At 38.5% G+C, this 17,947-nt stretch carries 18 protein-coding genes; all 18 read right to left on the reverse strand.

Going from position 1 to position 17,947, the window contains the following annotated elements; genetic code table 11:
• Positions 1 to 184 precede the first annotated feature (184 nt).
• Positions 185 to 1,318 (reverse strand): UDP-N-acetyl glucosamine 2-epimerase, encoded by a 1,134-nt coding sequence (locus tag ACKI5G_RS08115; RefSeq protein ID WP_407399307.1) that lies wholly within the window; start codon positions 1,316 to 1,318, stop codon positions 185 to 187.
• Positions 1,319 to 2,524 (reverse strand): O-antigen ligase family protein, encoded by a 1,206-nt coding sequence (locus tag ACKI5G_RS08120; RefSeq protein ID WP_407399309.1) that lies wholly within the window; start codon positions 2,522 to 2,524, stop codon positions 1,319 to 1,321.
• Positions 2,525 to 2,657: 133 nt separating this feature from the next.
• Positions 2,658 to 3,230 carry a hypothetical protein gene (locus ACKI5G_RS08125; RefSeq protein WP_407399311.1) on the reverse strand — a complete coding sequence of 191 codons (573 nt, stop codon included), beginning with the start codon at positions 3,228 to 3,230 and terminating at the stop codon, positions 2,658 to 2,660.
• Positions 3,231 to 3,308: 78 nt separating this feature from the next.
• Entirely contained in the window at positions 3,309 to 4,337 is a 1,029-nt protein-coding gene (gene pseI / locus ACKI5G_RS08130) for a pseudaminic acid synthase (RefSeq protein ID WP_407399313.1), read from the reverse strand.
• A complete protein-coding gene (locus ACKI5G_RS08135) occupies positions 4,324 to 4,812 on the reverse strand; it encodes a GNAT family N-acetyltransferase; N-acetyltransferase (RefSeq protein WP_407399315.1) in 489 nt (162 codons plus the stop codon). The genes pseI and ACKI5G_RS08135 overlap by 14 nt, the downstream gene beginning before the upstream one ends.
• A gap of 27 nt (positions 4,813 to 4,839) precedes the next feature.
• Entirely contained in the window at positions 4,840 to 5,898 is a 1,059-nt protein-coding gene (gene pseG, locus ACKI5G_RS08140) for a UDP-2,4-diacetamido-2,4,6-trideoxy-beta-L-altropyranose hydrolase (RefSeq protein WP_407399317.1), read from the reverse strand.
• Between the two features lie 21 nt (positions 5,899 to 5,919).
• Entirely contained in the window at positions 5,920 to 6,468 is a 549-nt protein-coding gene (locus tag ACKI5G_RS08145; protein WP_407399319.1) for a GNAT family N-acetyltransferase, read from the reverse strand.
• A gap of 47 nt (positions 6,469 to 6,515) precedes the next feature.
• Positions 6,516 to 7,829: an aminotransferase class III-fold pyridoxal phosphate-dependent enzyme gene (locus ACKI5G_RS08150; protein WP_407399321.1), complete on the reverse strand. Its 1,314-nt coding sequence runs from the start codon at positions 7,827 to 7,829 to the stop codon at positions 6,516 to 6,518.
• Positions 7,830 to 7,848: 19 nt separating this feature from the next.
• Positions 7,849 to 8,619, reverse strand: a complete 771-nt coding sequence (locus ACKI5G_RS08155; RefSeq protein WP_407399323.1) for a cytidylyltransferase domain-containing protein — start codon at positions 8,617 to 8,619, stop codon at positions 7,849 to 7,851.
• A gap of 14 nt (positions 8,620 to 8,633) precedes the next feature.
• Positions 8,634 to 9,527 carry an aldo/keto reductase gene (locus ACKI5G_RS08160; RefSeq protein WP_407399325.1) on the reverse strand — a complete coding sequence of 298 codons (894 nt, stop codon included), beginning with the start codon at positions 9,525 to 9,527 and terminating at the stop codon, positions 8,634 to 8,636.
• A 4-nt stretch (positions 9,528 to 9,531) separates the two neighbouring features.
• Positions 9,532 to 10,725 (reverse strand): UDP-4-amino-4,6-dideoxy-N-acetyl-beta-L-altrosamine transaminase, encoded by a 1,194-nt coding sequence (pseC, locus tag ACKI5G_RS08165; RefSeq protein ID WP_407399327.1) that lies wholly within the window; start codon positions 10,723 to 10,725, stop codon positions 9,532 to 9,534.
• A 16-nt stretch (positions 10,726 to 10,741) separates the two neighbouring features.
• Positions 10,742 to 11,737, reverse strand: coding sequence for a UDP-N-acetylglucosamine 4,6-dehydratase (inverting) (gene pseB, locus ACKI5G_RS08170; RefSeq protein ID WP_407399329.1), 996 nt, complete (start codon positions 11,735 to 11,737; stop codon positions 10,742 to 10,744).
• Between the two features lie 21 nt (positions 11,738 to 11,758).
• Entirely contained in the window at positions 11,759 to 13,294 is a 1,536-nt protein-coding gene (locus ACKI5G_RS08175; RefSeq protein WP_407399331.1) for a hypothetical protein, read from the reverse strand.
• Between the two features lie 140 nt (positions 13,295 to 13,434).
• Entirely contained in the window at positions 13,435 to 14,826 is a 1,392-nt protein-coding gene (locus tag ACKI5G_RS08180; protein WP_407399333.1) for a B12-binding domain-containing radical SAM protein, read from the reverse strand.
• Positions 14,827 to 14,985: 159 nt separating this feature from the next.
• Entirely contained in the window at positions 14,986 to 15,735 is a 750-nt protein-coding gene (locus tag ACKI5G_RS08185) for a cytidylyltransferase domain-containing protein (protein ID WP_407399335.1), read from the reverse strand.
• Positions 15,736 to 15,754: 19 nt separating this feature from the next.
• On the reverse strand, positions 15,755 to 16,690 hold the full coding sequence (locus tag ACKI5G_RS08190) for a Gfo/Idh/MocA family protein (RefSeq protein WP_407399337.1): 936 nt from the start codon (positions 16,688 to 16,690) through the stop codon (positions 15,755 to 15,757).
• Positions 16,687 to 17,676: a Gfo/Idh/MocA family protein gene (locus ACKI5G_RS08195; RefSeq protein WP_407399339.1), complete on the reverse strand. Its 990-nt coding sequence runs from the start codon at positions 17,674 to 17,676 to the stop codon at positions 16,687 to 16,689. The genes ACKI5G_RS08190 and ACKI5G_RS08195 overlap by 4 nt, the downstream gene beginning before the upstream one ends.
• 20 nt (positions 17,677 to 17,696) lie before the next feature.
• Entirely contained in the window at positions 17,697 to 17,888 is a 192-nt protein-coding gene (locus tag ACKI5G_RS08200; protein WP_407399341.1) for a hypothetical protein, read from the reverse strand.
• Positions 17,889 to 17,947: the final 59 nt, after the last annotated feature.

Raw genomic sequence — 17,947 nt, forward strand, 5'->3', positions numbered from 1 at the left:
TTTGTTCGTAGTCGCTCACTGTAATAACCACCTAACATCACCTCTGAAATCTTTATATTGATTTCAGATTATTATGTAAGTGGCTCAAATTCAAGCGAGCGTTTTTACCCAAAGTGGCTCACATTTAGATTAGCATTTATAATTCTACTTACTATAACGATCTGTGATAAAACGCCAAAAACGTCTATAATGGCTCCTTAACATTGTACCATTCTTCAATCTTCTCCAAATTTTTCAGTCCGGTACCAGCATTTTTCTTACATAATGCAGGGCCCACAGTGGCATCAAACGGCTGCTGCAATTTAGCAAGTATATCGTTTTTTAATGGCTTAGCCAATCTGCTTACGTCGAAGGGAGTTCGTTTCGGAATTTTGGGCATATCCATTACATACACATAAGGCACCCCAGCAAAAAATGTCTCAGTAAGAACGCCACCTGAATCCGTCACCACCTGCTTTGCGCCCTTGATAAGATGTATTGATTCAAAATATCCCACAGGCTCTACAGCCAATATCTTCGAACAGCCCAATTCATTTATTAAGCGAACTACACGTTCTTTATTACGTGGATGCACAGGAAAAACGGTAGGACTATCCAAAGACTCCATGGCCATCATCATTGCTTTAAGAGCATTATCATTTTTAGTATTTTCCTGGCGATGACACGTAAGATAATAATACTCTTCCGGAACCTCAATGTTACCTTGCACTAACGACAGTAGTATTCTATCCTTCCAAGTTTTTGAGGCATATCTAAAAAAAGCCTCCCCCATAAGATTTCCTACCACAAAAACATTGTCCGTGATTCCCTCACCGGATAAATTTCTCCTAGCAGTTTCGGTGGTACATAGCAACAAAGCAGAAATGTGATCAATTATAATCCGATTCATCTCTTCCGGATTATTTTTATTGTCAGCACGATCCCCTGCCTCTACATGAACAACATTTAAGCCCAGCTTAGCAGCCGTAAGAGCCCCAGCCAATGAAGAATTAGTATCACCATATGTCAATACTACATCTGGCTGTTCGTCCATTATAGTAGACTCTACCCCAGTCATCATACGGGATAGATTATCTATCTGACTGCCACCAGAGACGCCAAGATTGTACTTTGGAGCCGGAATCCCCAATTGCCTAAAAAACACGCCGGACATATTATCATCATAATGCTGCCCGGTATGAACCATTATTTCCTCGACCGCAGCACCAGAATTATCTTTATTCCATTTTGCAATAGCATCGGACACCATAGCCGCTTTGACAAACTGCGGTCTGGCACCAACTATGGTCAATATTTTCATCTTTTTTCCGACAAGCACTCACTCTTCTACTTTAATCCATCTATAACTAATTCCCATACCAAACCAGAACCATTTCATCACAATAGGGTGGCTAAAGGTATGTTCAGTGAGCCCGTTAATCATTAGCCCCATAAATATAGCCAACATAAATATATAACCAGTTTTCTTTTCCTTATGCCAGCCACGTATACAATAAACTATAGTCCCTGCCACCCAGATCACAAATGCAATTCCTCCTGGATAACCATGCTCTGCAAATTCCTGGAAAAATAAATTGTGTGCGTGCCCCAAATCTCGTCTTGTTGCCTCTGGCAAAATATATTTTTCATGATATATATCACCAAAATTACCTGAGCCCACACCGGCCACAGGATAATCATTTCCCATATTCATGGCACTGCGCCACAGATAAAGCCGTTCCATATTACTATGGTTATCAGTAATATTTGTAATACTTTGTACCCGCTGATATATGACAGGCACATGGCATACCACTACAGACAAACCTATGGCCAGCACCAACAGTGCCGCCAAGGCTCTTAACTTAGACTTGACCATAAGCAGAGTAGTCACCACCACAGTACAGACAATGGCCACCCAGGCACCACGTGAATTATTAAAAACAGCCCCTATTGCACTAATAATGATTGCCCCAAACATAATCCACTTCATTTTCCCCTGGGTATTAAGCATAAGTAATACAGCAACAGGTACCATCATAGAAAGGAGCCCCGCCGTACTCATAATACGGAAAAACCCCTGTGCTCTTCTGACATCTTCGCTCATGTGAAACCACTGATAAATTACATATACATTATTTATCACCGATGATACCACCATTAAGCCGGCAATTTTAAGGAGCCATTCCCTTTTCCGCACAAACATTATTGCCAACAAAAATGGCTCAAAATTGTTGATATAATACTGAAACATATTTTGGGCAGTTTCTTCCATATTCAAGGTAAAAATATTGGTTACCACCAAAACCCCAAGGAAAATCAAAAACGGTATTCTCAACCCCTTGTCAACAAATAATAGCTCACGCCAGTCATCATGCTTCTTAACCAAGCGTATAATAGCGCCCACCGTTGCCAAGGCAAGGAACACATTGGAGCCTCCCATGGATACACTGGAGCATAATGCATATCCGCACAAAAAATAAAAAATCCACTTTTCAATCTTCTCTACACACCCGGCACTTTCCACAGAACCACCCTGCCACATAATACCAAACACCTCATTTTATACATGAAAAACCGTTACCGACTAATCAACGGGCCGGTAACGGACTAAAGCTTAAATTTGTTGCCTAATTTTACACCTTTTAACGGTTATTAGCAAGCAGCAATAAGAAACTTTATTTTTGCAAAGATGACAATACAATGAAAAAAGTTACTATACCAAGATTAAGTCCTTTTCGTGTTAATAAGCAAAGGCTTATGCCCAGCAATATCATGGCTAAATTTTCCTGATTCAGTGCTCTGTACCAAAGGGTGTATTGAGTGCCAAAATGAATTATTACGGAAAAAAGAAACGCCAAACAAGTAGTGTCCGTAATCTGCCGTGCAAAATGATAAAATAACAAAAATGAGATAATGCCCTCAAATGTAACTAGCATTATCCAATGATTCATATTAACACCAAGTAAATACGTCTGTGCCACAATTTCCAGATTATATAGTGGACGAAACCGAATTGAAAAATCCTGAATAGCATACCAATGCAATGTATCAAGGAAAGTATGTCTTGACGCATATTTAGCTATATTTAGCACCTCATGATCATCCACAAAATGATATCCAGACAAAAGGACTCCCGAACCTAGATTAATACCTACAAACATCATGAACGCAAGTATGGCTACAAATATCAATTCACGTCCATATGATTGATTACCATCTATATAATCCCTTATTGCGGTTTGCACCAATGGTTCCACTCCTTATTGTTTATTGATATTTTTACTATCTACATAATGTAACTGTCCATGATAACATACAGTTTCGTACTATCTAATATTATTCCAGTTAATAGCCGTTCCACGCTTTATATCGCAACAAACTTTTTTTCCCAACAACATATCATAATACTTCGGTTCCAAGCCCAGTCCCGGTCTTATACACCTCATATTTTTCACCGTAATTACATCCCCAGCCTTCATGTCCTCTACAATATACAGGCTTCGTCTAAACTGCAAGGATTTCTTTTCCTGCTCAGTTATGCCATAGCTGATATCACCAAGAGCCTCAAACGCAGTATTACACTCGCGAACCAGCAGTTTCATTTCTTCAGGTTCCAAGGAAAAAGCACTGTCCACGCCACCATCAGCCCTTGACAAAGTAAAGTGCTTTTCTATTACAGTTGCTCCCAAAGCAATACTTGCTACAGCTGCACCAAAGCCAAGTGTGTGATCAGACAAACCTACATTGCAATTAAATAATTGTTTCATATGAGGGATAGTCATTATATTTGTTCCCTTAGGTGAGGCAGGATAGCTACTGGTACATTTTAATAATGTGAGATCTTTACAACCATTTGCTCTGGCTGTAGTAACCAAGTCATCCAGCTCCGCCAAAGAGGCAATGCCAGTGGAAGCAATAATTGGCTTACCAGTTGCTGCAACCATCTTTATAAGCGGAATGTCTATATTCTCGAAGGAAGCGATCTTATATATTGGATTACCTAACTCTTCCAAGAAATCCACCGCTGTAGCATCAAATGGAGTGCTAAAACAAATTATACCTTTTTCTTTGCATCTGTCAAAAATAGGTTTATGCCATTCCCAAGGAGTATACGCCTTTTTATAAAGATTATACAGAGACTCCCCTTCCCACAGACTATTAGGGTCGGATATGAAAAATTCTCCGTCACTTTTATCTATAGTCATGGTATCCGCAGTATATGTCTGGAGCTTTAGTGCATCAACGCCTGCATCTGCAGCAGCATCGACAATAGCCAATGCCCTCTCCAATGATTGATTATGATTACCGCTCATTTCGGCAATTATAAAAGGTTTGCCGTCTTTACTCAATGCCATGTATCTTCTCCTTTGTAATAACTTTGGTATAGGCGAAGGCATTCTCATGTTGGCTTGCAACTTCATGATACCCTAATTTCTTAAAAATACGCTGGGAAGCAGTATTATCCTTCTTTACCTCTGCATATAATTGCTCGCCAGTGTGACCGCCACGAATTAATTCATTTTCTGCCAGTTGAAGAATAATTTTTCCATATCCTTGGGCACGATAAGCAGGCGCAATGCTATAGCTAATTTGCCATACATTTGTGTCATATGTCAATCGTACCTGACCTAAAGGAGTATCCTCTTCCTGCAGAATATATAGCTTAGTATTAAAATCAGTCAATACTCGTTCTAACCAAGCTGCGTGTTCATCCATTGAAATTATATTCATATTAAATGAATTTTTCCTTACTGCTGGTTCATTTACCCATTCAAACAATAGATTTAAATCATCAATTGTTACTGATCGAAGATATAACTTTTCCTGCATTGCAAGCTCCTAATTAATCACGATGAGTCAGCCAAAAAGTTGGCTCATTTTCTTTTGCATTGATATATACACTTCAGAATCCGTAAATTTTCTTACAGCCCCGCAAATGTCATCTATTGTCACCTTATTCCAATTTCCCAAATAATGTATTATACCTTCCTTAGCGCAGTCATCACAAATCTGAAACTGGTTTTCTGCCACCGCTGTTACAATAGCCGGTAGCCCCAAGAAACACCGTTCCCAAGTAGTGGATCCACCTGCACCTAGCATTAAATCCGCCTCAGCCATAAGTTGTGCCATGTTATTTACCTGACAAAGATATTTATAGTCTTCCTTTTGGCAAAGATTCGATATACTTTCTTTTCTGGTATTACTTCCCCCAACCACTACGGTAATTCCAACATCCTGCAACTCTCCATTAGACTTGAGCATAGATAATGCTTCTATAGCCTTGGAAGTTTCATCAGTAGCATCTGCTCCACCATAGAAAACCAGAATATTACGTAGCTTTCCATCACGAGGTTTCATTTTTTCCTTTGCCTGATAAAATTCCTCACGCAAAAGTGCATGTTCCGGACCAAGCAATAATTTGCAGTGCTCTGGCACCAAGCCTATATATCTTTCATCCTTATTCAAATAGAAATTCTGATCCAGCAATATATCACAGTCATGTTTTCGGTTGGCCAAATCATCAATTACAAAAATTTCATTGGTATATGGCCTGACTATCTTTTCCCAGGTTTCATCAATGGCATAGCTATCCACCACTACACGGTCGACTTTACCAATTTTACACATTAATTCAACTGTTTCATCAGCATCCTGTTCCTGCGTAACTGTAAGCCATTTAGCATAACCTGTCAGAGTATCATCTTCAAGGGCAGCCGAAAGCATATGTAACTGAAAGCCCTGCTTATTTACAAGGTCAGCCAAATTACCTTCCAAATCGCGACATACAAAAGTAACATTGTGGCCTTCGTTACGGTATCGCTGTGCTAAAGTCAGACACCGCATAAGATGTCCACTGCCTATTAAATTAGAAGAATCTACCCTTACTGCAATTTCCATAAGCTTCAAATTTTTCAAATATTTTTTCACATTATTTGATTATATTCTTTTAAGTTCGTCCGCAAGTAATCCATATCGGTAAACATCATCATAACCGATATTTGTAAGCACTTGTTGCCTAAACACAGCTTCTTTAATAAACCCATTTTTCTCTAAAGCTCTCTGGCTTCCAATAGCTTTAGCATAGGCACCAGCTTCAATACGATGCAAATTCATATCACTAAACCCATACCTACACACCAAATTAATAGCTTTAGTAGCAATTCCCTTGCCCCACATAGTCTTATCCCCTATAAAATAACTTACATCCGCGTGGCGGTGGTGTTCATTAATAGGGCCTAACTTAATATTTCCTATATGTCGTCCATCATCTGCCAAGATAATGGCAAACAAAACGCTATTTTCACTATCTAATTGTGACTGAACAAATGACTGAACAGATTCTAAAGTTTGTTCTGACCATCTGGTTTCAAGGTATTGGTTTACCTCTGGATCTTCTAGCCATGATACATAGGAATGTGTACAATCACCTAATTCAATTTGTCTAAGAAGCACCCCTCCTGAGGACAAGTGTACGTCAGTCAGCATGAAATTTCGCTCCTTTACACCTTACATCTGCTAGCTGATAAATAATATCAGTTTAATCTCTCAAATCCGGCATGGCACACAGGACCATCTAACTCTTTTTCAATATTTTTGCCAGCTTTGATAATATCACCAATTTTACCAAATACACTATCGCAAGCGTCTTCGTACTTATCAAGTGCCTCATCAGTATGTGCAAGTGATGCATAAACACCATTTGCAGCCAAGAAACCTTCCTTCAGCATTTCCTGGGTGAAATAGGTCTTAAATGCTCTTGGATTGTCATATTCAAAACCGAAATGAAGCAATGGAAGGATTCCAAAAATATGTATCTTAATGCCATATTTATCAGCAAACTTCGTCCAAATGTCACGAACACGCTTGCCCACCTTCTCCTGATGAGCTGCAACATTGTATTTTTCATAACATTCAATGGTCTTTAATGAAGCAGCCAAGCCAATACGCTCAGTCCAGAAGGTGCTGCTGATAAAGGTAATCTGTGCAGCCTGCATTACCTCATCCGTACCAATAATAGCAGCTAATGGATAGCCATTGGTCATTGCTTTGGCAAAAATTGCCATATCTGGCTCAACGCCAAGTACCTTGTGACTGCCACCAGCACAAAGTCTGAATCCGGCAGTTATTTCATCAAAAACAAGGACTATTCCCTTTTCCTTGGTAATTTTACGAATTTTGCCAAGGAAATCATCCTCCGGGTAATCATTGCGGATTGGTTCCATAATTACCGCAGCGATATTTCCTTCATTTTCAGCAACGATCTTATTAAACTCCTCAATATTGTTATAGTGGAAAATAAGATTTGTGCCGGCTAATCCACGAGGAACACCAGCAGGGGCAAGACCTTGAAGATGTACATCTGCCAATGGATCACCTTTTACAAGATTAGCGGACAAATACCAATCATGCCAACCATGATAACCACAAACAAGAACAATATCTTTCTTGGTATAGGCACGGGCAATACGTGCTGCCATGGACATGGCCTCACCACCGGACTTGGTATAACGAACGCCACCAGCCCAAGGATGAAGTTCAAGCAGCTTTTCAGCCAAATATTCTTCCTCAGGGGCATTTAAGGTACACATACTGCCGTTATCGATGGCTTCCTTGGCAACAGCATCAACTTCATCAAAGGCATAGCCAAGAACATTGGCCCCAACCCCCATAATACTGAAATCATAATAATGCCTGCCATCCAAATCCCATACTTCACAGCCCTTAGCCTTGCTATAATAAGATGGCCAAATATCCGGTGCCCACATTTCCGGACGCTTGCTCAATAACTGAGTGCCACCTGGTATAACCTTTTTTGCCTTATTGTATAACTCTTGCCCTTTACCCATATATAACACTTCTTTCCCTTTATTCAACAACATCTACGACTTTATCTTCTCTTATTGATTTTGCAAGACCTTCGTTACGCATAATCCCTGTATTAATTGCTTCAATATCCGGATTATTTTTCAAGAACTCAATAACATCCTCAGTAACAAAATCTTCCTTGCCTATGCTTACAAAATGCTCATATACTTTGCTGAGCATTTCGTAATCGTCAGGCTCATCCAGTGTCCAGCGCATATGACCTATATTATCAATCGGACACTTAAGTTCCTGCAATTTAAACATTTCCGGATGCTTTCTTAAGTACTGTGTAACATGCTCACGCTCTGAAGCCATAACAGCCTCTTTCCATGATTTCTGCAACGCAGAAAACTTCATTATTTCGATATCCAGACCATCAGGGAAGGTTTCCGCGAAGGCCCCTCTATAGTCCGCGTCTTTATCCATAGATTCAATGGCTATGTCCAGATAGCGCCAATCAAACAAGGGACAATCCGCTGTAATTCTTATAACATATTCTGGCTGTAATAATCTGGCCGCCTGATAATATCTGTCCAGGACATCATCCTCTGAGCCTACAAATACTCTTGTGTTAAGCTTCGTACAAAGCTCAATCAGTGGCAGATTATTTTTCTCGATAGAGGTTATTACCATAACCTCATCAACCAGCTTGCTGCGATTTACACGTTCAATTACCCACTGCAAATCAGTTTTCCCGGACAAATCCTTTAAGACCTTATTGGGCAATCTGCTGGAACCGCACCTGGCCTGTATTAACACCAAATATTTCACTGTGCATAGCTCCTTTATTTTTTCCACAAGCTTGGCATCACAATGTCTGCCTCAATATCCGTAAATTCCTTGGCAATATCGTCAATAATATCTTTAGAGATGTTCTCTCTAAAGATACTGATATTTTCTATTAGCTGTTCCAAATTGTCTACACCAAACACCAAATGACTAATTCTACTTTGCTGCTTCACATAGTTCATGGCCAAAGAAATTCTTGATAATCCATGCCGCTCACAGAGAAGGGAAATCTTCCTCACAATAGGCTTGGCTTTTACCAAAAATGGTGGAACCTCGTCTTCTTCCATGAGAATCAATCCCTGAATAAATGCACTGCGAGAATGAATCTGAATATTATCCTTCTCTGCTTCCTTAAACACACCGGCTTTTTCCATACGCTGGTCGAAAATACTAAATGGAAGCTGCATAAATTCTACATTGGGACGCTCTATACATTTCTTGGCTTCCTCCGGCTCATATACTGAAACACCCACACGCCTTACCAATCCATCCTGCTTCATGCGGTTTAATGTATCAATTATTTCATCGTTGTAAATATAGCGGGCACTATGCAGCAAATAGCTATCAAGATAATCCGTATGCAGTCTGGATAAGGTGTTCTCCAAATTATCTCGCATTACATTATAATACTCATCTGGCTTTACATCATCCAATAAATTAGGACGAAATTTAGAAATAATAAACAACTTATCTCTGGCTATAGTTTTCTTCTCCAAGAAAGTTCCCACTACGTCCTCAGCAGTACCATAGGCATTAGCTGTATCTATTGTATCTATACCGTTTTGGGTGGCATAATCAAGCATTTCCACTGCCTTTTCTACACTAGGCTGCTTCTGCCCCTTAATGCCATAATCCATGCCAAACTGCACAGTTCCCAAGCAAAGCTCCATGAAATCACCTTCTGTAATATGCAATAACTTTCTTTACGGCTTTAATTACTTTATCCTGCTCCTCATCAGTAAGAGAATAATACAGCGGAATAGAAATAATACGCTCATATAACCGTTCCGCATTAGGACATTCGCCCATATTGTATCCCAACTTCTGATAGTAGGGGAAGGAATACACCGGGATGTAATGTACATTTACGCCAACACCTTCAGCCTGCAATGCATCAAATACTTCCCTGCGGGAGCATTTTAATAAATCCAAATTCAACTGAATAATATAAAGATGACGAACCGTATTTGACTCAGCGATTTCCTTCTGTACAACTATTTCTGGCATAGTGGAAAAGGCTTCATCATAGTGCTTCACTAGCTCCTTTCGCCGCTTGCCAAATATTTCCAACTTATCAAGCTGGGAACTGAGTAAAGCTGCCTGAATATCAGTCATACGATAGTTATACCCCAAATCAACCTGCTGATAATACCAACCGCCTTCGCTTTCCTTGTCCATAAGTTCCTGTGAGCGGGTAATACCATGGGTGCGGAATAACACGAGTCTCTTATAGAACTCCTCATTATTGGTGGTAATGGCACCGCCTTCACCTGCAGTACATGTTTTCACTGGATGGAAACTGAACTCGGTCATATCTGCCAGACTTCCCACTGGTTTACCATTATATTTAGTTCCTAAAGAGTGAGCCGCATCCTCAATAAAAATCAGATTATGCTTATCACAGATAGCCCGAATTTTATCTACTTCCACAGCTTGTCCTGTGAAATCCACCGCTACAACAGCCTTAGTATTACTGGTAATCTTTGCTTCAATACTAGCTGGATCTATATTATATGTTTCAGGATTTATATCAGCAAAAACCGGCTTAGCACCACAATAAAGAGCACAATTAGCTGAAGCTGCAAAAGTAATCGGCGTTGTAATAACTTCATCCCCTGGCCCAACACCAGCTGCAAACATAGTAGCATGAAGTGCAGCTGTACCATTAGCTATAAGGACTGCATACTTTGACCCTGTGATTTTACACAGCTTCTTCTCAGCTTCTTCAATCTTTGGTCCGCAAGTGAGGAAATCACTTTTTAAAACGTCAACTACTGCCTGAATATCTGCATCATCAATATACTGATGTCCATAGCCAATTTTCTTGTCAAATACTGGCTTTCCACCGTTTATCGCTAACTCGTCCACTGTATTTGCCCCCGTATTATATACTACCAATCTTTACCCGATTTTTCTCAATCCAAGCCTGAAGCTGCGGTATAGTCATCCATTCCTTGTTGTTGTCAGAAGTATAGCTAAATCCCTCCGGAACCCGAGTTCCGCCCTTTATCATATTTTCGATTTTACCCCAATCACAAATCTGTGGCAAAATCTTAAAATGCTCAGGGTACTCATAAGTAAAATGGGCATCCTCCACACCAATCATCTGCTCATGGAGCTTTTCACCTGGTCTAATACCAATCTCCACCTGCTCTGCCTTAGCATCTACAGCCGTGGCTATGTCACAGATATTCATGGAAGGAATCTTCTTAACGTATATTTCGCCGCCTTCCATATCATCAAAGGCGTGCCAAACCAGCTCAACCCCCTGCTCCAACGAAATCATAAATCTGGTCATACGTTTATCTGTGATAGTAAGTTTTCCTGTCTTGGCAATTTCCATAAAATAAGGAATAACAGACCCTCGGGAGCCCATGACATTGCCGTATCTTACAACTGCAAATTTGGTTTTTCCACCAGAATAGGAATTGCCAGCAATAAAGACCTTATCAGAACAAAGCTTGGTAGCACCATACAAATTTACCGGTGAGCTGGCCTTATCCGTAGAAAGGGCAACCACTCGCTTTACACCAGAATCAATACAGGCATCAATAATATTCATGGCACCATTTACATTGGTCTTAATACACTCAAAAGGATTGTACTCCGCTGTTGGAACAATCTTTGTAGCGGCAGCGTGAACAACATAATCCACCCCATTCAAGGCACGATACAGCCTATCTTTATCTCTTACATCGCCGATAAAGAATCTGACCCTTTTATCCCCCTGATAGTTTTTTGCCATATTCCATTGTTTCATCTCATCCCGGGAATAAACAATTAGCTTCTTGGGATTGTATTTTTGTAATGTCATAGGTACAAAGGTGTTTCCGAATGAGCCTGTACCACCTGTGACTAAAATTACTTTATTATGTAACATAAAATTGCCCTCTTTATTTTTCTATGCTTGCTCCATAATTTGCTTATAATACGCCTGAACCAGTTTGTCTTTTGCAGCTTCTATTTCCTTTAATGAGGTATACAGCCCTAATTCAGGCTGAGCATCAATCAAATATTTTCCTAAACACTTGAAATAAATTTTTAAATCCTTACGATACTCTGGCGTTTTTTCCATAAATTGTATGGATTTTATTGCCTTTTCACAATCCTCATTATTCCTTATGTGATACACATTGGGTGCGTATTGTAAAAAAGAATAGCCAAACATCAGGCACGGCACCCCCGATGTGATTGCTTCCAAACCAGCAGTACCTGTCATTGTGACAACAGCCTTGGCATTATTTATAAGATTATATGTATCCTCGTCTAGTGAAACTAATTTCACATTTGGTACTCGCAACATCTCATCAAAGAACCGATAGGACCTATATGAGTCCAAATGATATGCAGCTGTCATCTCAGCTTGTTTGGGATGCTCTTTAACATAAATGACCCAATTTTTAGGCAGGTAAAAAGATAACATTTTTAATACCAGCAACTGATCTACATAAACTCCTCCTGCTGGTGATGTTGATAATTCAGGTTGCACTTGTAATGGAAAATAAATATATGAGAGACTATAATCAACTTGAGAAATATTATCTTGATACAATTGAAAAATCATATTACTTTCTCTAAATGCATCAGAATTGTAAAACATCTCAGAAATGTTAAAACATTTCACATTAGAAAAAGAGCCACAATACAAAAGGCAAGTTGCGATTAACCTAAGACGTCTTTTCATATTTTGAGCTACTAATTTCAAAGAACCTAAACAAGATATCCGTTTAGTAATAGCAACCAGAAAACTATCTAACTGCGTATCTGAATCTTTCATATAGTATGGCGTTCTATCATCGCCGCAAGTATAAAAATTGTATATCTCTTCAATTAGTGGCGGTAATACTATATCTGATTCTGTTCTCCCTTTAAAAGAAAGCTTTGCCTCTTCAAATTCCTTTTTTAAATATGGCATATGGTCATAAATATCATTGCAAAAATACGCCATACCATAATATGACATTTGGTACATTCCAAGGTATTTTATCCCCTTGATTTTACAAAGAACATAAATTATATAATCAAAAACTTCATGCGGTATAACCTGTGATACAAATAAATCTATTTTTAACTTATCCAAAGCATAATTCCAAAACCGTATGTGTTTACAATAATCGTTCCATCTATGATTATATTCCCTACCAACACATCTTTCCATCATCCACATTATTTGACTTTGATATGGTGCCATGAGATTTAAGAGATGTTCATCAACCGGAGGAGCGTTTAACATATATTCAGGAAAATCGCTATAATCAGCATAAACCATTTTATCAAAGAAAAAACACTCGGTGGCATATCCTGATATTTCACTACTAGTAGCTATAGCCTTGTCGTAGAAGATTACAGCGCATTCATTAAATTTTATTTGGGTTAATAATTTATTTACCCAATCATCTGTATCTTTATAGGAAACCGTACTAAACAAAATATTCAAAAAAACATCTCCTTAACTTGTTGTCCATACGCTTACATTTATCCTTTACGACTTCTCCATTACCTATACCATATATCCCTTTTGGGGCACCATCAACAGTACATTGAGTACGTAATATAATTGTGATTTTAACTTATCAATTAAGTTCTTCTAAATCCCCTAAATGAAGCATCTCTCTTATTGTAAAGATTTTCCTCAATTTCAATAGCATTTTTCTTTAATGAATCATAATAGTTGTTTAACAATGCCTTATTAGCATCTCGCAAGCAATTATAAAATTCATCATCAGACAAAGGAGTAAAGTTTACAGCTAACAAATCACTATTAACATGTTTGTTTTCATAAAAATCTTCTACATCTTTCAACAGTCCCTGCTCGATTGCATAATAATATAACGGGCAACCAGGATACGGGGTTACAGGGCGAATAGTTCTAAGCTGACTATGATCATCATATTTCAATAAGAAATCTACTCCCAACTGCAAAGATTTACCAGTTTCTCCAATATTACCGAAAATAATGTTATAACCAGGGCTAATACCAGCTGCAAGTGTATTTTCTATCCCCTTTATAATTTGAGATGTTGTCAGGCTCTTGTTCATTCTTTTCAAAGCCTCTTCATCCATGGACTCAATGCCATAATTTATGAATACACAACCAGCCTTTTTCATTAATTCCAGCATTTCCTTTTTTGCAAAATTTAATCTCCCGTTGCAATCCCATTTCATATTTAAATTTGCAGCAATAAGTTTTTCACAAAATTCTGTAACGCGCTCCACAGAACTTACTAACAATTCATCAAAAAAAGCAATATAGCTTACATTATATCTTTCCTTTAAAATGCGCATCTCCTCAATTACAGAATCTGCGCTACGTGGCCTAAATCCTTTATCCATGCGATAACAAAAATTACATCTAAATAAACAACCACGGCCTGAATACATTACCATACACCGCTCATTCGAACCTATATTAGGCATTCGCAACAATGTATAGTGATCCATTGGAAAAAGATCCCACGCAGGGAATGGAATAGAATCAATATCTTTAATCAATTCTCTGCGTTCATTAATTTTTACAGTACCATCACTCTTTTTATATGCAATTCCCTTCACATCATCTACATCAAAGTTACTTTCCAAGTGATATACTAAATCTTTCATGGTTTCTTCACCTTCACCAAGAACGATATAGTCCGCATTTAACAAATTTATAAAATACTCCGGCTCTGGTGTAACAAGATGTCCGCCAACAACAAATTTTGCATTACTTGTACTTTTTTTTATAGCCTGAGCTATATTTTTCATCTCGCGATATTGATAATACCCGCCACAGGTACCTGTACCAATCACATCATAGTTATGTTCATTTAAAAAGTTGGTAAGGTGCTCTTCTGAATAGTGATACACATCCTTACAATATATTTCTACCGAATCCCCACGTTCCCGAAGCGTTGCAGCAATATAAGCAATCCCCAGTGGGAAAGTAGATATATAACTCCCATTATCTGGAACTATCAATAAAACCTTCATTCAGCATACCTCCAACAATACTACAAAAACCATACATTTCATTATTCATGTGGCAGGAAAATTACAAAAAATCTGACAACATATTTTACACAACTTAAGTACAAAATGCAACAAATCGATAATACTAAATTGTTGCATATACAATCATCTAATACATATTTACCTTATGTTATATCTTATTTCCTTAAAATCCTCATACTTTTCAAAAAGATATTCCGCAATAACTTCCATCAATTCAAAATCATTCTCATGATCCAAATCCAATACAGCCGTATCAAACATCTCAATAGCTTCGCAATAACCATCCAAAACACCTTTACCAGATTTTAAGAACTCTGGAGAATAGGCGTACAATGAAGCGTTCATGTCAAATATCTCCGGTGCCTGCTGTCTGGCTGTATAATTTGAGTCAATAACCTTTTTGACGCCCTTAGACACTTTTTTTACTTGATTAAAATACGGATTGCGTCTTGCGGTAGTTACCGATGTAGTTACATCAGGTTTTTGGGCCACATGCACTTTTATCAATTCATCAATATCCTTTACTCGACGCAAAGGGGAAGTGATGTCCAAGTCGACCACAATATCATATTTGATGCCTTTCCTTTTTTCCATTTCTAACAGGCAGTTGCTGACCACAGCAGTCTTACCAACAATATCTCCTGCCAATGATAGATCGCGAACAATAAGCTCAACAGATCGCATTGGATTATTATCCATCAGTTCAAGCAGTTTATCGCTGTCAGAATTCACAGCAATATCATATTCCATATCTTCATGCTGTTTTAAGTACAAATCTATGGCTGAAACCGTGTAATATGCGAGAGGTTTTCCAAGAAAATCTCTTATATTTTTGTTTTTTATCCCCTTCGAACCAGCCCGGCCGCATACAGTAAACAATATTCGCATGTATTTCTTCCTCCCGATGTTATTCGGTTATTCCCTGAGTAAGCTTCAAAATTTTTACGGCATTTGCAATATCATTGCTACATTTTCCATTTTTTAAAACCATATCAAGAAAATGTTCCAATTCCCGTTTCTGATATATATCCCTGTCAGCCGGTAAATTGACTATTTTACCTGACTTTAAATATGTTATCGTGCCAGTAATAAAATCGCCCACAACTGTATCTTCATCCATATAGAGTTCAACAGTTCTGATGCTTTGGCGGCCGAAATAATCCAAATGCAGTTCCGCAACCATATTATCATATTTTGCAATGTATATGGCATAATCATCACTGTCAATTTCCAGATTTGACACTTTTCCCAAAAATGATTTGACTGCTGACGGCATACCAAACAAATAAGTAATATAATCCCACTCATGGATAAGATCTATAGATACACCGCCTCCCAAATCTTTATGGGCACTATATGTTTCTCTGTAATCCTGTCCCGGTCTCCAATCCGGCAAGTAACTGGACGATATACAACGAACTGAATTAACAGCCTCAATATTAATTTCTTGCTTCAAATATTGAATAACATTGGTATATCTAAGGGGACAGGCCACATAGTAAACTGACTCCTCACGATAAGGAATCTTTTTTAGTATATCAACTGTATTAAGAGATGCAACAGGTTTTTCAATAAAAAAATGCTTTGTGTGGTCGTGCAGCTTCAACAGCATATCTGCGTGATATTCCGTGGGGTTTGTAAGGAATACCACATCATAATCCGCTGGCAGCTCCTCAGCTGATGTATAAACATCACCTATTTGCTGTAAATTATCAGTTCCAAACAGATGAGACCTTCTTAAAGCATCAATTTGCAACTCTACCCCATTTATATTACAAATTTCACTTAGGTTTCTAATATGACGTTTTGCTATAGAACCTATCCCCACAAAACAAACCTTCATTTGTTATTACCTGCCTCTATTTCATCAATCATAGCCAACACCTTTTTATCCTCCTCAAAGGTGTGCTCTGCACGGCCTGTGCCATTTATCACATTAATAAATGTTTCCAGTTCATTTTTATATGCATTTTCTATGACAAAGGAAGCGTAGCCTTCCTGCTTATCAACAGAATCATATAAATTTATATTTTTATCTGCTTTAGTTTCAAAATCATATTCTTTTAACCCCAAAGGAGTGCCGTCCCATGTCAGATAGAGATTTTCACCATAAACCTCCAGGTTGCGGACAGCTTTTCTGGAAACCACATCTACACACAGAACACCCTTATTGCCGTTGGTATGCTCTACAAGCAGCAAGTAATTGTCATTATACTTTATTGGAAGTTTGGTATTTCTATCAGAAATGACCTTATATGATTTTATCTCGCCAAAGGATTTTATAATCCATGGCAATTCAATGGCAAAAAGCTCCCTGCATCCATTTGTGCGCTTGTCTCCCACAAAATAATTCTGGATAGATTCCCAAGGGTGCCAATCAGGAAGATACTGACCCACATGATAATTATAATTTAATGCACTTTCGGTATTTGCCACTTTCTCCGCAACATATTTAATTTCATCTCTGTATAAAAAAGTGGAGGACAAAAACAATGTTTTTTTCTGTTCCTTCGCCAGAAGCATGTTTTCATCATATTTATCACTCACTAAATTAAGCTCAGTAAAAACATGACAGCCGTTTTTTAAGCAAATTTCAACAATGGAGGCATGAGACAGGGGAGATGTGGAAATAACCGCACATTCCGGCTTCATATCTGCTAGTGTCTTTTCTAAATCTGACTGTGTGAATATTCCTAGCTCATCCTCTGCCTGTTTTTGCCTGTCAGGGTTACTGTCTATACCGATTATCTCAAATTTAGGAGATATCTGGTTAAGGAGTCTTATGCGTCTACGCCCCATTGAACCTAAGCCAACTACTAGAATTTTCATGCTACCTCCATAAAAAAATATTAACGTGTTTCGTGACTATCATTATACCGCATAATTAAAAAATCATAAATGTCATTTTTTCCATCATCCGCCCAAACTCTAAGTTCAATAAACAGCCACCCGCCTAGCCGGTGGTTTTTCAGTTTCGGGCATAGCCCTTTTCTATTGGCTGCCCACAAGTGGGCTTTTTTATTGGCCTGCCAGCCACGCATTTTTTATTAGCAACCCGTAAACGGGTCTCGAGGGTCAAACAAACTTAATTGGTCACTCT

The sequence above is a fragment of the Anaerovibrio sp. genome (assembly GCF_045637405.1).
Lineage (GTDB): Bacteria > Bacillota > Negativicutes > Selenomonadales > Selenomonadaceae > Anaerovibrio.